This is a genomic window from Kiritimatiellia bacterium (genome assembly GCA_026417735.1).
Taxonomy (GTDB): domain Bacteria; phylum Verrucomicrobiota; class Kiritimatiellia; order PWTM01; family PWTM01; genus CAACVY01.
Window position 1 is genome coordinate 76,147 of record JAOACR010000004.1, and the last position, 14,817, is coordinate 90,963.

Here is a 14,817-nt window from a genome sequence, read left to right on the forward strand (position 1 = left end):
CCGCCGGCTTGCATGCAGCGCGCGCCCGTTCGATGCTGACGGCAACAGGTCGGGGCCATCAACCCATGGACACGCTCTGGGCACCCTGGCGGATGGAGTACATCCGCGCGCCGCGCGAGAGCGCCGGATGTTTTCTCTGTGACGCGTTCGCGGAGGGCGCCGATGAACGCGAGCGGCTCGTCGTGCTTCGCAGTCGGCACGGCGGCGCGGTGCTGAACCGCTACCCCTACAATAACGGCCATCTGCTCATTGCGCCGATGCGTCACGTCGCGGAGCTGCGCGAGTTGGACGCGGAGGAGCGGCTGGACCTGATGAACCTGCTCGAGCGCGCCGTTGCGCTGCTGCGCCGCGCGATGCGACCGGACGGCTTCAACGCGGGGCTGAACCTTGGCCGTGTCGCGGGCGCCGGCCTGGAGTCACATCTCCACTTGCACCTGGTCCCGCGCTGGAACGGCGACACAAACTTCATGCCGGTCACCGCGGCGACGAAGGTGATTCCGCAGGCTCTCGACGACCTTTGGGTGGAGCTCCGACGGCTGGCGACGGAGGAGACGACGTCATGAGGATCCTCGTCACCGGCGCGGCCGGTTTCATCGGCTACCACGTCGCGGCGGACCTGCTGCGCCACGGGCACGAGGTGATTGGCGCGGACAACTTCAACGACTACTACACCGTCCGGCTGAAGCGCGACCGGCACCGCCGACTCGAACGGCATCCGCGCTATCGCGGTGTCGAGCTGGATCTCGCCGATGCGGACCGCACCGCGGAGCTGTTCCGCGACGCGCGTCCGGAACGAGTCTGCCATTTGGCCGCGCAGGCGGGTGTGCGCTACTCGCTGGTGAACCCGCGCGCGTATGAGCGTTCGAACCTCGCCGCGTTTCTCAACGTGCTGGAAGGCTGCCGGCACGGCAATGTGGAGCGCCTCGTCTACGCGTCCAGTTCCAGCGTGTACGGCGGCAACACGAAGCTGCCGTTCGCGGAGACCGACCCGGTGGACCGTCCGGTCAGCCTGTATGCGGCCACGAAGAAGGCGAACGAGCTGATGGCGCATACCTACACGCATCTGTTCGGCCTGCAGACGATCGGGCTGCGGTTCTTCACGGTGTACGGCCCCTGGGGACGGCCCGACATGGCGATGTGGATCTTCACCGAGCGGTTGCTGCGTGGCGAACCGATCCCGGTGTTCAACCACGGCCGAATGCGGCGCGATTTCACTTACATTGACGACGTCGTCGAGGGCGTGCGGGCGAGCTTGTTTGCGGAGACGTTGGACCGGTATGAGGTGATCAACCTGGGTCACCACCGGCCGGAGGAGCTGCTCGATATGATCGCCCTGCTCGCGCGCGCGCTCGGCGTCGAGCCGCGGATGGAGATGCTGCCGATGCAGCTTGGCGACGTGCCCGCCACCTATGCGGACATCGAACGGGCGCGCGCGAAGCTCGGTTTCGAGCCACGCACCGCGCTTGCGGAAGGGATCCCGAGGTTCGTTGCGTGGTTCCGCGAGTATCACGGGCTGTAGACATCGCGCGGCACTGCACGGAGGACTGCACGATGAACACGTTTGCGGAGCTGGCCGCGCGCCGCGTGAGCGTGCGCGGTTATCGTCCGGACCCGGTGCCGGAGGATCTGCTGCGACGGGTGCTGGAGACCGCGCGAATGGCGCCCTCCGCCGCGAATCGGCAGCCCTGGCGGATCGTGGTGGCCCGCTCGGAGGCGCGACGTCGCGCGATCGCGCGCGCCTACCCTCGCGACTGGCTGCTGACCGCGCCGTTGATCCTCGTCGTCGCGGTGGAACCTGCCGCCGCCTGGGTGCGCGCGGAGGACGGCTGGAACGCGGCCGAGTGCGACGGCGCGATTCTGATGACGCATCTGATCCTCGCCGCCGCGGCGGAGGGCCTGGGGACCTGCTGGATTTCCGCGTTCTCGCCCTCGAAGCTGCGCGAGGCGCTGCCGCTGCCCCCCGGCTGCGTGCCGTACGCGATCACGCCGCTGGGCTATCCCGCCGATGCGGGGCGCCCGAAACAGCGCAAGCCGCTGTCTGAGATCGTGCTCGACGAACCGCTCTAGGCTGCGGCGATCGCAGCAGCGCTCGAAGCAGCGCGAACGCCCGCCGATACAATCGCGGCGCCTCGCTCGCGCGCGGGCCGGCGACGTTCAGCCGGCGGATGCGGTGCTTGGCCAGCCATCGCCGCAGCTCGCGCAACGCGCTCGCGGGCCGCGCCCGCTCCAGATTCAGCACCAGCAGCGGCCGCCCCAGTCGCCGGGCGGTCTGCAGCGTCAGCCTCGTACCGCCGGCGATGCGGCCGTCGTGCAGGATTAGCGTGCCGTCGCTGTCGCGCACGTTCGCGCGGGTGCGCTCCGCGCGGCCGCCGGCGACACATCGCAGCGGATAGCGGGCGGGAATCACGCCATCCTCCGCGCGGCGGCCGCGCGGGCACCAGCCGCCACATCGCACACCCTCCGCCAGCGCCGCATCCAGCGCGGCGCGGTCCACCCCTGTCTGCCCTCCGCTGACAATCTCCGGCGGCCAGCGGGGACAGTCGCCCCTCACACCAGCGGCGTGCGGCCGGGCATTGCGACCGGCTCGACCGGCAGCGGGCCGAACTCGTACTTCGGGGGCCGCAGGTCCAGCTTCGACTGCTTCAGCACCCACTCCCATTTCAGCGCGCGACCGGTGTAGGTGCTCATCCGGCCCATCACCGCCGTGAGCGTCGCCTCCGCGAGCCGGGTGCACTCGTTCACCGGTCGGTCCGACCGAATCGCCTCGATCAGCGCCCGGAACATCTCGAGATCGCCGCTGGAAGGCGGGCCGCCGTAGCTCCACGGCCGCTCGCCCTCGATCCGCGCCATGCCTCGGTTCACCTCTGCGCGGCCCTTCGTGCCGTGAATGATGTTGCACACCCGCGTGGTGATGCCCCGGATCTGCGTCGCAACGCCATACATCGGCAGGCCGTTCGGATATTCGTAGCGGACGGCGAAGTGGTCGTAGATGTTGCCGGTCTGCCGCACCTGCCGGCCGCCGACCCCCTGACAGACCGCTGGCGTCGCGCCCGCAACCCAGTTGGCGACGTCGAGGTTATGGATGAGCTGCTCCACGTAGTGATCGCCCGACAACCACGTGAAGTGCGGCCAGCAGCGGATCTGAAACTCCATGTCGCTCCACTCGGGCTTCCGCTCCTGGTAGTGCCACAGCTCCATGTCGCCGATCCACAGCGCCTCGATCAGCGTCAGCTCGCCGATCTGCCCGTCGCGAATGCGCTGGACCAGCTCAAGGTACTGCGGCGCGTACCGCTGCTGCGTGCCGACGACGATCGAGCGTCGTTTCGCCTCTGCCGCCTGCGCGGTCTCCAGCAGCGACCGCACCCCCACCGGATCCACCGCGCCGGGCTTCTCCATGAACACGTGTTTGCCCGCCTCGATGGCCGCCGCGGCCATCTCCGGCCGGAACGCCGGCGGCGTCAGCAGAAGAACCAGGTCCACGTCCGCACGCTCCAACACCCGCCGGTACGCGTCAAAGCCGAGCGCAATGTCGCTCTCGCCCACCTTCACCCGGTCCGGCACGTTCTTGCGCAGACGCTCCAGCGCCGCAGTCACTTTGTCGCGGAAGAGGTCGGCCATCGCGACCAGCTCCACGCCGGGAGCGCACTTGAGGCAGCACTCCGCGTCGTAGGTGCCTCGGTCGCCGGCGCCGATGGTCGCGATGCGGACTATGTCCGAGCCGGCCGCGAACACGCGGGGGGCGGCCGCGAGCGTTGCGGCGGCACTGTTTCCCAAAAAACGTCGACGGCTGATCACGGCGGTGGTCCTCCACTGAGTTGTCTTGCGCTCGCGCACGAACGCCACTGTGGGAAGGCGCGCGCCCGATGTCAAGAAGCGCGCCACGCCGGCCCCGCTTTCAGGGCTGCCGAAGCGTCAGCGCCACACCCCGCAGATGCATCACCTCGCGCCCGGCTACCGACAGCGCGCGCAACACCAGCGGGCCGCGCCCCGCCGGAAGCCGCAGACGGCCGAGCCCCAGCGGGCGGAAGTCCTTCACAAAGGACTCCTCCCGCGGACGGGGAATCACGTCCTGGTCCGTGATCAGCGGCGGGTCCCAAGCGGGCTCGACCCGGCCCCGGAGCGCCGCCCCCAGACACGACACTTCGACCACCGAACCGGCGTCGGCGGGCGCGCAGGTGTACCAAAGCTCCACCTCGTACTCGCCGGGACTGACCACCTCGACGTCGTACGTAATCCGGTCAGCGGTGCTGGTCCAGTTGACGAAGTACGAGCAGTTCGGTGCGCTCGAACTGCGCGCCACCGTTCCGGACGGCACCCCATCCTTCGCCGGCAGGAATGTGCGGGGACACTCGGCGTAACCGATCGGGTGGGGGCGATGATCCACGGGCAGCGGACTGCGGCGAGCGCGGCGGGATGAATCCGGTGGCGCAAGCCCCACGTCGCGCCTCCAAGCATCCAGCGCCGCCTCCAGCCGGGCGGCAACCTCCGGCAGTTCCGCGCGCCGATCGCGGGTCTGGCCGGGATCGGTCCACATGTCGAACAGCGCCCCGTCGGCATCAAGGCGGTAGCGGTCGGTCCTCACGCTGACGCGCCCACCCCAGTGTGCGAACAGCACGCGCTCGCCCCACTCCACCGGCTCGCCACGCAGCAGGGGGCTCAGATCCCGCCCATCGAGCGGGCGTTCCCCCACATGCGGAATGCCCGCCAGAGCGGTCAGCGTCGGCAGCAGGTCCACCGCGGCACAGATCTGCGTCACCACGCGGCCGGCGGGCAGCGTGCCGCTCCACCGGATGAAGCAGGGCGAACGCACACCGCCCTCGTCGGTGGAGCCTTTCCGGCCCTTCATGCCGCCATTCCAGCGCGAGCTGTTCGGGCCGTTGTCGGAAAAGAACACCACGATCGTGCGTTCGCGCTGGCCGCTGCGATCCAGCGCGGCGAGCAGGCGCCCGACGTTCTCGTCGACGTTCTCCACCATCGCGAGCACCGCGCGGGTGACGTCGAGCGGCTCGTGGTCGCCATCCGGTCCGCGGAGTTCGATCGGCCGGTTCCGCCAGCGCTCCCAGTTGGCGCGCGGCACGATGAAAGGGGAGTGCGGCGTGTTGATCGCCAAGTAGACCAACCACGGGCGATCGCGGTGGGATTCGCAGAATTCGATCGCCCGGTCGGTGAGGTCGTCCACGATGAACCCGCGACCCCGCACTGGCCTGCCGTTGTGCTCCAGCGGCGGATCGATGTACACCCCCCAGTGGCCCTCGGTAAAACCGTAGAACTCATCGAAGCCCCGCGCGTTCGGGTGGTAGGGCCACTGACCACCGTTGTGCCACTTGCCAAAACAGGCGGTCGCGTACCCGGCGGCGCGGAACGCCTCGGCGATCGTGCGCTCATCGGCGTTCAGGCGTTCCTGGCCGGTGGACACGCCCGTGACGCCGCCGCGCAGATGCCAGCGACCGGTGAGGAACTCCGCGCGCGTCGGCGAGCACACCGGCTGCACAAAAAAACGATCCAGCGTGACGCCATCGCGCGCGAGCGAATCGAGATGCGGCGTGGAGAGCTGGCGATGGCCGTTGATGGCGAGGTCACCCCAGCCCTGATCGTCGGTGAGGATCACCAGCACGTTCGGTCGGGGCGCGGCGGCGGCCAGCGCGGCCGACGCGATCATCGCCGTCGCCGGGCCGACCAGCAGCAACCGGCAGCGTCGGATCATTCGCGAGTCTCCTCTGTGGCGGCACGCCGGGCAGAAGCCGGCGTCCATTGCGGATTGGGTTCGGGCATGCGTGCGCCGGTCTGCCGCTGCCAGTCGGCAAGCCGGCGACGCAGCTCGGCCACGCGGCCGGGTTCTTCGGCGGCCCGATCGCGGCGCTCGCCCGGATCGTCTCGCAGATTGTAGAGCTCCGCGCGGTCCTCCTCGTAGAACTCGATGAGTTTCCAGTCGCCAAGGCGGATCGCCGCGCCGGGCGTCCATCCGGAGCCGTGGTAGTGTGGGTAGTGCCAGACGAGCTGCCGCGGGGTCGCCGGCGCCGGTCCACGGAGGACGGGCACCAAGCTGATGCCGTCGAGGTGCAGATCCGGCCGCGGCGGCACGCCGGCCAGCTCCAGCAACGTCGGCGCAAGGTCCATCGTGATCGTGGGCAAATCGCAGACCAGCCCCGGCACCGTCACCGCGGGCGCGCGGATGATCAGCGGCACGCGAATGCCCCCCTCGTACAGCCACCCCTTGCCGGCGCGCAGCGGCAGGTTGCAGGTGGGGCCGGGCGAGCGGGAGGTGCACAGCCCGCCATTGTCCGAGGTGAACACGACGACGGTGTTCGTGGTCAGCCCGAGTGTTTCCAGTCGGTCCAGCAGCCGGCCCACCGCATCATCTACCGCGGCGACCATGCTCGAATACTCGGGATGATCCTGCCGCGCCCGAGAGCGGACAGCGCGTTCGGGGATCGGGGCTGGCGCAGGCGGCAGCGCGCGGGCCCTCCTGCGCGCGGCCTCGATGCGACGGGGATTCGCATGAAGCGGCGTGTGCACGTTGTAGTCCGCGTAATGGAGAAAGAACGGACGCGCCGGATCCCGCTGTTCGATCAGCCTCACCGCCTCCGCGGCGAGACGCTCGCCGAGGTACTCTCCGTCCGGACCATCCGGCAGGCCGGGAAGGTGATAGGGCGAAAAGTACCCGCGTGGAGGCTGCCCGAAGTTGTGCCCGCCAATGTTCACTTCGAACCCCTGGTCCGTGGGCAGAAAGCCGTCAGCGCCCAGATGCCACTTGCCCACGTGCCAGGTTTGGTAGCCACGCTCGCGCAGCAGCTCCGCTAGGGTGACCTCCTCGAGCGCCAGCTCCGAACGGTCCTCGATCTTTCGAAAGCGCGCGGTGGCCGGGTCGCGGGGATGCATGCCGGGAATCCAATCGGTAATGTCCACCCGCACCGGGTGACGGCCGGTCAGCAGCGCGGCGCGCGTCGGCGAGCAGACGGGCGCCGCCGCGTAGGCCTGCGTGAATCTCACGCCGGACCCGGCCAGCCGGTCAATGTGGGGCGTAGAATAAAAGGTGCTGCCATAGCAGCCGAGGTCTGCCCACCCGAGGTCATCCACCAGAACGACGACGATGTTCGGCGCGCCACTCACGGCGGCCGCAGCCGCGGCCAGCAGCGGCAACGCTGGCCAGATCCAACGGCGAGACAGGTTCATACTCCGTTCCTCCGCGCGCCGGAGCCGGTCCGCTCTGGGCGCGCCACACCACCCTCTTGCCGGCAGGCGGGTGCGGAGGGGACGGCACCGGGTCGTGAACAGCCGGCCGCACGGATCGCATCGAGCGCGGTCTGCAGCTCCGCAACAAGTTCCGGGTGGAGGCTCGCAAGGTTGTTCGTTTCACCGACATCCGACGCCAAATCGTAGAGCTGCGGTTCGGGCGAATTCCCGAGCTCGATACCGGTGTTCGCGTTCCGGACCGGTCCCTGAGCGGGGGGAATGTATTTCCAGCGGCCGCGACGCAGCGCAAGTCCGCCCGTCCCCTGCAGGACGATGTCGGTGCGGCCCGTCGCGGAGCGCCCGAGCATCGCCTCCAGGAGTGGGAGACCATCGGGCGAGTCGGCCGCCGTCAGCGGTCGGCCCACCAGTGCCGCAAAGCTTGCAAGCAGATCGATCTGGCAGACGATCGCATCGCTGACAGCGCCGGCCGGCACGCGGCCGGGCCAGCGGACGATCCAAGGCACGCGCGTGCCCCCCTCAAACTTGCTGTACTTGCCCCCGCGCAGTGGGCCGGCGGGTCGGTGGTCGCCGAGCCGCTCGACCGCTTCGTCCTGATACCCATCGTCCACCACCGGGCCGTTGTCGCTGGTCACCACCACAAGCGTCTGCGTCGCGAGCCCGAGCCGGTCGAGCAGTTCGAGGATCGCGCCGACCGTGCCATCGGCCTGCGCGATCGCATCGCCGCGCGGGCCGTGGGGCGTGCGGCCGACCCATCGTGGGTGTGGAACCCGCGGCACGTGCGGGTCGTGGAGCGACAGCAACAGAAACCACGGACCCGTGGCTGCCCGCTCAATGAACGCGGACGCCCGGCGGACGAACTCATCGGCGATCTCCTCGTCGCGCCAGAGTGCGGCTTGTCCGCCCCGCATGTAGCCGATCCGGGGGATGCCCCGAACGATCGTCTGATCGTGTCCGTGGCTGGGATGCATGCGCACCAGGTCGGGGCGCGCCCGGCCGGTCAGCACGCCGGGAAGGGGTCGGCCGTAGCTCACCTCGATCGGGTCGGCCGGATCGAGTCCCACCACCCGGTCGTTTTCGACATACACGCAGGGCACCCGGTCGCCGGTGGCCGGCAGCAGGAACGCGTATTCGAACCCCAGCTCGAGCGGACCCGGCCGGATGGGTCCGTTCCAGTCGAGATTGCCCGCGCCCAAACCGAGATGCCACTTGCCCACCACCGCGGTGCGGTAGCCCACCTCGCGCAGGATCGAGGCCAGCGTGGTACGGCCGGGCTCAATGATCAGCGCCGCGTCGCCGGGCAGGATGTCGGTGCCGCGTCGGCGCCACGCGTACTCGCCGGTGAGCATCGCGTAACGCGAGGGCGTACAGGTCGCCGCCGCCGCATAGGCGCTGCGGAATCGGGTTCCCTCGTGCGCGAGCCGGTCGAGCGCCGGCGTGGGGATGGTGCGCGCACCATAACAGCCGACGTCGCCATAGCCGAGGTCATCCGCATAGATCAGCAGGATGTTGGGGCGTTGTTGCTCTGGCGCACCGTGCACCCCCACCGCGACCGCCAGCGCGGCCGTCGCGCAACCCAAAACACGACGGATCATCTTCCTCCTTGTTCGGCCCCGCCGCTCCCTTGGCCCGCCGGCTATGGCCGCCGGACCGGAGGCGGCCCCGGCGGCGATGGTGCGCCTTCCGGAGGCGGAGCGGCGTCGAACTCCGCCACACTCATCAGCGTGTCCGGCGAAGTACCGACATACTTCAGCGATTTGATATCGGCGACCAGCGCGCGCCACCGCGGCGTGTCGGCCGCAATCACCAGCGTCGTGAGCTTCGTGAGACGCATGAGTGCCGACAAGTGGCGAACCCGCGCACAGCCCGCAAGATCGAGGTATTTGAGCGGCAGATCCGCCAGCGGCGTGAGGTCCGTGAGCGGGCAGTGCGAAAGCACGAGGTGCTCCAGCGGCATGCCCACCAGTGGCGAGAGATCGGCCACCTGCGTGCGGGCCGCATGCAGCGATTCCAGCCGCATCCCTCGCAGCGGTTCCAGGCTGGTCAGCTCCCGGTTGTCGCTGATTTGCAGCCGGCGCAGCGGCAAGCCCGCAAGAAACGACACATCGGTAAGCCCGACGCCGTTCAGGCGCAGCTCGACGAGTTTGAGCGCCCGTATGGGAGACCAGTCGCGCACCTGCGTGCAGCCGCTCACATTGAGCACCTCCAGCGGAAGGTCCGCCAACGGCGAGAGGTCCGCGACCGCGGTACCCTCCATCGAGAGTGTCTTCAGCGGAAGACCGCGCAACGGCCGCAGATCGTCCACGCGGCTGCAACCGTCCATGCGCAGCTCTTCCAGCGGCATGCCGGTGAGATGGCGCACGGTGGTGATCTGCGCATTCTGGCTGATGTTCAAACGTCGCAACGGCATGCCGGTGAGCGTCGCGATCGTGGAGAGGCGGTTTTCGGAAACGTCCAGCGACTCCAGCCCCAGACCGGCCAGCATTGCGAGGTTGTCCAGCCGGCAGCGAACCAGCGCCAGACGCCGCAGCGGCAGCTGGCGAAGCACGTCGTAGCTTTCCAACCGTCCGCCGCGAATCTCCAACTCTTCGGCGGGCAGACCGCGCAGCAGTGCGAGGTCCCGCCAGGGAGGGGCAGTGAGCACGATGCGGACAACCGGCAGACTGGCCAGTGGCGCCAGCGTGACCAGTTGTTCCGCAGCGGCGGCGTCCACGTTCAGCTCCAGTCCGCTGGGCGTGCTGCGCAGCAGCGCGTCCGGTGGGGTGGTCAGCGCGGGGTTCGCGCGGCGCAGACCGTCGCGCGCACGCTCCAGCACCGCCGGGTCCACTTCGCGCGGCTGCGTGTGCACCCGTTCCGCCGACGCGAGCGCCTCCTCCGCCTCCGCGGCGCACCGGGTGGAGCCATGGGTGCGTCGGAACTCTGCGACCGCCGCGCGAATGGCTGGCAGGTCGTTCGCCGGGTAACCTGTGCGGCGGATTTTCGCCGCCGCTTCCGCGGCGGAAGCGCCCTCCGGCACGCCGAGCCGCCGCCACAGCGCCGCCAGCGCCCGCTGTGCGGCCGTCTCCGCGGCCGCCTGCGCCTCTTCCTCCAGCGCACGCAACATCAGCGCCACAAACGGATCGCTTGCGGCCGCCTCCAGGTGCCGCCGTGCCGCCGGAAGGTTCCCTCCCTCGATCAACAACAACGCTTGCAACACGCGGTTTGCCGGAGCCGGCACGCGTTCGAGCCGCCGAAACCGTTCCGCGGGCGAAAGCTCCGCATACTGGATTGTCCGTTCCGCGTAGCCACCGCCCACCTTCCGGCGCGCCTGGATCGCATTGCCATTGACGCCGAGGATCTCCCACGCTTCCGTGCCGCCGGTGAGCTGCAGCTCGACTGTCCGGCCGACGTCCGCGCGCACCGCCTCCAGCACCAGCTCGCGGCTGCGCTGCGCGGCCAGCAACAGGTTGCGGAACGTGGCCAACGGCTCGGAGGAGGCGTCCGCGCCCGCCTGCCGCACGGCCTGATCCCACGCGGCGATCGCCTCTGAGGGTTTCAAACGGACCAGCAGACGGACCGCCTCCGCACGGCCCCGCTCGAGCGCCTCGCGCATCGTGCGTTCCCGTTCGAGCGCCGCCTGCTCCTCCATCGCCCGCAGCCGCGCTGACTCGGCAGCGCGCATCTCCGCGGTTTCGGCCTTCCAGGGGCCGTCATATTCGTCCAAGCGGCGCCGCGCCTCCGCGAACTGATTGGAGGCGACCAGCGGTTCCACCTCGCGCTGTAGTGCCTGAAACGCCGCTTGGACCTCCGCCTGCAGGCGCCGGCGCGCCGATTCGAGCTGCTGCCGGGCGAGGCGTGCGAACTCCGTCCCCTGACTCTCGCGTTCGAACTCGGTCCACCGGCGGATCACCTCGCGGAGCTCCGATCCATGGTCTTTCTGAAACTGCAACAGTGCGAGGTAGTCTGATTCCAGCCGGCTCAGACGCGCGTGCGCGGGATCCGGAGGTGCGCTGGTGACCGCCGGTGCGCCGGGCCGCTGATCGGCGCCGGAACCCGCCTGCCGCAACACGAGCCGCGCCACCACCGCCACCACCACGATCGCGGCCAGCGTCACCCCCAGCCGGATCAAGACGTCCACCGGCCGCGACCGCGGGGTGCTGCCTCCCTCCCGGATCGCCTGCAGCTCCGCGGCGGTCACGCGCACCCGGTTGGTCGGTTCTCCCGGCAGCGAGCCGTGCAGGGGGGGTTTGCCCGCCAGCACACGGTCCAGATCGGTGATGAGCTCCTTCCAGGTCGAATACCGCTCCGCGCGATCGTGCGCGAGCATGCCGGAGAGCAGCGCCACCGTCGCCGGCGATATCTGGGGCTGAAAACTTCGGGGATCGGGCAGCGGCTCCTCGAACTTGCGCCGCAGCGTCTCCTCCGGCGTGTCCGCCGCATAGGGAAGCTGGCCGGTGAGCATGTGGTAGAGCGTGGCACCGAGCGCGTAGATGTCCGATCGGCAGTCGAGATCGTCCCGGCCCTCGGCCTGTTCCGGGCTCATGTAGTTGGGCGTGCCCGCAACCCGCGGCCGATCGGTGCGGCCCTCCGCCGCCTGCACAGACTGCGCCAGACCCAGATCGGCGAGTTTCGGCTCGCCGTGCGCGTCCATCAGGATGTTGCCCGGCTTGATGTCACGATGCAGCAGACGATGCTCGGTCCATGCGTACTCGAGCGCGCGCGCGATCTTGCGGACGATGCGCAGCGCCTCACGCTCCGGAATACGCCCCTGCGTCGCGAGCCGGCGGTCCAGCGCCTCGCCGTTCACATAGCTCATCGCGAGGTAGAGATAGCCGCCGTCCTCGCCCGCCTCGTGCGCGGTGACAATGTTCGGATGCTCCAGCCGCGCCAGCGTCTTGACTTCCTGGACGAACCGCTCCTTGTCCTCCGGACTGCGCGCGTGCGCGGCCAGAATCTTCAGCGCGACCGGGCGGTCCATGGACAGCTGCCGGGCCAGGTACACCTCCCCCATCCCGCCGGTGCCCAGCAACCGTTCGATGCGGAAACCGCCAATCGTCACCCCCGGTCCCAGGCGCGCCTGCGGCACCACCACGTCGGTGCCGCACTGCGGGCACTGCACCTGCTGGCCCGCTGCAGAGGCGTCAATCGCCATCTTGCACTGGCAGGCCGAACATCGGAAACTGATTTGCATTGCACAACGCGGTACACGTCCGCGCTCCGCATACTAAGGGAAGCTCTCCGTGAGTGACAAACCGTCGCGGGGATTGACCGGCCCAGCAACGCCAACGCGTTCGTGAGGCCATGAGCACGCTGCGCAAGTGGGAGCTGGGGCTACGAATCGTCGCCTACCTCAGCGGGGCGGCGGGCGCGGTGCTGGCGCTCCGCGCCCGGCCGGGATCGCCGGCCGTCGCCACCACGATGGCGCTGCTCGGAGTGATGCTCGCCGCCTTTCTGGGCGCCAACGGCTTGCGAGTCGCGGCCCAAATCCGTTCGATTCACCGGCCATCGTCCCGGCCGCCCGACCGCCGCGCCGACGCCACCAGCCCGCCCCCGTCGGGGGATCGGGCATCGTAGCGGGCCGTTGGCGACACACCCCAGCGAGCCGGCGAGGCCGAACCTCGGTGCAAGGAAGGGGGAGCCGCCGTCAAGTTGGGCTGGCGCGCGCACGACAGCCGCGATACGGTGAGGTTCGAAATGGTGAACCCTGATCCCTGTTCGGAATCTCGGACCTCGGCTCGCCTCTCGGACGCCGGCGTCGACTCACTCCGGCCACCGGTGTTGCTCGGCGCCACGCTCGAAGAGTTGCGCGCCGTTGCCCGCGAACTCAATCTGCCTCCCTACGCCGCCGGCCAGCTGGCGGGCTGGCTCTACCGCCGCCACGCCGGCTCGTTCGACGAGATGACGGATCTGCCATTGCGCGCGCGGCGCCAGCTCGCAGAACGCTTCACACTGGGCGCATACCCCCCCCGCGAAGTCTGGATCTCCGCGGACGGCACGCGGAAGTATTTGTTTGCGGCCGGCGAGGATCGCTGCGTCGAAACCGCCTGGATTCCCGACGGCGCTCGCTCGACGCTGTGCGTGTCCACCCAGGCGGGATGTCGCATGCGATGCCGCTTCTGTCTCACCGGCCGCCAACCGTTCGCCGGCAATCTCCGGCCGGCGGATATCCTCAACCAGTACCGCTCGCTGCCGGAACGCGAACGTGTCACCAATCTGGTCGTGATGGGCATGGGCGAACCGCTGGACAACTGGAGCGCAGTGCGGCGCGCGCTGGATGTCTGGACGGCGCCATGGGGCTATGCGCTCAGCCCGCGCCGCATCACCGTGTCCACCGTCGGCTTGCTGCCCGCGCTCCTCGAACTGCTGCACCACACCCAAGTGCACGTCGCGATCAGCCTGCACTCGCCATTCGAAGAGGAGCGGGCCACGTGGATGCCGTGCGAGCGCGCGCATCCGATTCGCGAAGTGCTGCGGGCGCTGCGCGAGGCCGATTTCCAGGGCCAGCGCCGATTGATGTTCGAGTACATCGTGTTCACAGGTCTCAACGACACGCCCCGCCACGTCCGCGAGCTCGCGCGGCTGCTCGCCGGCCTGCGGTGCCGGATCAATCTGATGCGGCATCACGTGGCCCCCAGCAGCGGCTTGCCGCCGACCGACGAGGCGGCGCTCTTCCGGTTTCGCGATGCGCTCGAGCACAAGGGATTCATCGTAACGATCCGCCGCTCGCGCGGTCAGGACATCGCCGCCGCCTGCGGGCAGCTGTCCACCGCCCGTTACCGCCGTTCCGCCGCCGAGGCACAACGTCCGCCCCGCTGCGCCGGCGCGCCGGGATCCGCATGAGGGAAATGTCAACCACGGAAGATGGACTCCGATGAACGCGATCACCACCCGCATCCAAAATCTGATCTTTGCGATGTCGCTGGCGGTGCTCACCGCCCCCGCCGCGGAGCCGCCGCGCGTGCTGATCTACACCCGCAACGGCAAGGGGTACGTGCACGGCAACATCACCTCCTGCGTGGAGGCGCTGACAACGGTATGCCGCGACGCCGGCCTCGCGACCGATGTCACCGACGACTGGTCCATCTTCGCGCCGGGCCGCCTCGACCGCTACCGCGCGATCGTGTTCGCAAACACGAACAACGAGGCGTTTGAAAACGACGCCCAGCGCGAAGTCTTTCGCGCCTTCATCCGGGCCGGCGGCGGTTTTGTCGGCATCCACTCCGCGACCGGCTCCGAGCGGCAGTGGCGCTGGTACTGGGCGCTCATCGGCGGGACGTTCGCGTGGCACCATCCACTGCAGACGTTTCGCGTGCGCGTCGTGGACCGCGCGCATCCCGCCACCTCGTTCCTCCCAGACCCCTGGGAGTGGAAGGACGAATTCTACTACGTGAACGAGCGCAACCCGAACGTGCGCGTGCTGCTGGCCGGCGAACAGGCGAGCCTCGCAAAACCGGGCAAGGTGCCGGACCGGGTCACCGACCGCCCCGAACCCTATCCGCTGGCGTGGTGCCATGAGTTCGAGGGCGGACGCAGCTTCTACACCGCGCTCGGCCACCTGAACGAACACTACGCCGACCCCTTGTTCCGCCGCCATCTGCTCGAAGCGATTCGCTGGGCCGCTCGCCTCGAGCGCTGACAGCGGCAGCT

General features: G+C 69.3%; 12 protein-coding genes. 6 read left to right on the plus strand and 6 right to left on the minus strand.

The genetic code is table 11. The features are described 5' to 3' along the window. Positions 1-65: 65 nt before the first annotated feature. The 3 genes from N2652_01635 to N2652_01645 are packed head-to-tail and all read left to right on the plus strand — an operon-like array spanning position 66 to position 2,067. A complete protein-coding gene (locus tag N2652_01635; protein ID MCX7817905.1) occupies positions 66-563 on the plus strand; it encodes an HIT domain-containing protein in 498 nt (165 codons plus the stop codon). After that, positions 560-1,519 carry an NAD-dependent epimerase/dehydratase family protein gene (locus tag N2652_01640; protein MCX7817906.1) on the plus strand — a complete coding sequence of 320 codons (960 nt, stop codon included), beginning with the start codon at positions 560-562 and terminating at the stop codon, positions 1,517-1,519. Before N2652_01635 ends, N2652_01640 begins: the two co-directional genes overlap by 4 nt. Before the next feature lie 32 nt (positions 1,520-1,551). Then, positions 1,552-2,067 (plus strand): nitroreductase family protein, encoded by a 516-nt coding sequence (locus tag N2652_01645; GenBank protein MCX7817907.1) that lies wholly within the window; start codon positions 1,552-1,554, stop codon positions 2,065-2,067. Here the strand turns inward: N2652_01645 and N2652_01650 are convergent. From N2652_01650 to N2652_01675, 6 genes are all read right to left on the minus strand, one after another. After that, positions 1,982-2,551, minus strand: coding sequence for a putative molybdenum carrier protein (locus N2652_01650; GenBank protein MCX7817908.1), 570 nt, complete (start codon positions 2,549-2,551; stop codon positions 1,982-1,984). The genes N2652_01645 and N2652_01650 overlap by 86 nt on opposite strands. Further along, positions 2,548-3,795, minus strand: coding sequence for a Gfo/Idh/MocA family oxidoreductase (locus N2652_01655; GenBank protein MCX7817909.1), 1,248 nt, complete (start codon positions 3,793-3,795; stop codon positions 2,548-2,550). The genes N2652_01650 and N2652_01655 overlap by 4 nt, the downstream gene beginning before the upstream one ends. Positions 3,796-3,895: 100 nt before the next feature. Then, positions 3,896-5,704 carry an arylsulfatase gene (locus N2652_01660; GenBank protein MCX7817910.1) on the minus strand — a complete coding sequence of 603 codons (1,809 nt, stop codon included), beginning with the start codon at positions 5,702-5,704 and terminating at the stop codon, positions 3,896-3,898. Next, the gene (locus N2652_01665) at positions 5,701-7,173 is read right to left on the minus strand and encodes a sulfatase (GenBank protein MCX7817911.1); all 1,473 of its coding nucleotides are present in this window, start codon (positions 7,171-7,173) and stop codon (positions 5,701-5,703) included. Before N2652_01665 ends, N2652_01660 begins: the two co-directional genes overlap by 4 nt. Further along, entirely contained in the window at positions 7,170-8,786 is a 1,617-nt protein-coding gene (locus tag N2652_01670) for an arylsulfatase (GenBank protein MCX7817912.1), read from the minus strand. The genes N2652_01665 and N2652_01670 overlap by 4 nt, the downstream gene beginning before the upstream one ends. 41 nt (positions 8,787-8,827) lie before the next feature. Beyond that, positions 8,828-12,361 (minus strand): protein kinase, encoded by a 3,534-nt coding sequence (locus N2652_01675; protein MCX7817913.1) that lies wholly within the window; start codon positions 12,359-12,361, stop codon positions 8,828-8,830. Between the two features lie 110 nt (positions 12,362-12,471). Here N2652_01675 and N2652_01680 point away from each other — a divergent pair, with 110 nt between their 5' ends. The 3 genes from N2652_01680 to N2652_01690 all read left to right on the plus strand — a co-directional run bounded on the left by N2652_01680 (position 12,472) and on the right by N2652_01690 (position 14,806). Then, positions 12,472-12,744 (plus strand): hypothetical protein, encoded by a 273-nt coding sequence (locus N2652_01680; GenBank protein MCX7817914.1) that lies wholly within the window; start codon positions 12,472-12,474, stop codon positions 12,742-12,744. Between the two features lie 108 nt (positions 12,745-12,852). After that, entirely contained in the window at positions 12,853-14,010 is a 1,158-nt protein-coding gene (gene rlmN, locus N2652_01685) for a 23S rRNA (adenine(2503)-C(2))-methyltransferase RlmN (protein ID MCX7817915.1), read from the plus strand. 31 nt (positions 14,011-14,041) lie between these two features. Beyond that, positions 14,042-14,806 carry a ThuA domain-containing protein gene (locus tag N2652_01690; GenBank protein MCX7817916.1) on the plus strand — a complete coding sequence of 255 codons (765 nt, stop codon included), beginning with the start codon at positions 14,042-14,044 and terminating at the stop codon, positions 14,804-14,806. The last annotated feature ends 11 nt before the right edge of the window (positions 14,807-14,817 follow it).

Bases quoted from the DNA above. Each gene is read 5' to 3' on its own strand.
- N2652_01635 (MCX7817905.1), top strand. From the start codon at position 66: ATGGACACGCTCTGGGCACCCTGGCGGATGGAGTACATCCGCGCGCCG.
- N2652_01640 (MCX7817906.1), top strand. From the start codon at position 560: ATGAGGATCCTCGTCACCGGCGCGGCCGGTTTCATCGGCTACCACGTC.
- N2652_01645 (MCX7817907.1), top strand. From the start codon at position 1,552: ATGAACACGTTTGCGGAGCTGGCCGCGCGCCGCGTGAGCGTGCGCGGT.
- N2652_01660 (MCX7817910.1), bottom strand. From the start codon at position 5,704: ATGATCCGACGCTGCCGGTTGCTGCTGGTCGGCCCGGCGACGGCGATG.
- N2652_01665 (MCX7817911.1), bottom strand. From the start codon at position 7,173: ATGAACCTGTCTCGCCGTTGGATCTGGCCAGCGTTGCCGCTGCTGGCC.
- N2652_01670 (MCX7817912.1), bottom strand. From the start codon at position 8,786: ATGATCCGTCGTGTTTTGGGTTGCGCGACGGCCGCGCTGGCGGTCGCG.
- N2652_01675 (MCX7817913.1), bottom strand. From the start codon at position 12,361: ATGCAAATCAGTTTCCGATGTTCGGCCTGCCAGTGCAAGATGGCGATT.
- N2652_01680 (MCX7817914.1), top strand. From the start codon at position 12,472: ATGAGCACGCTGCGCAAGTGGGAGCTGGGGCTACGAATCGTCGCCTAC.
- N2652_01690 (MCX7817916.1), top strand. From the start codon at position 14,042: ATGAACGCGATCACCACCCGCATCCAAAATCTGATCTTTGCGATGTCG.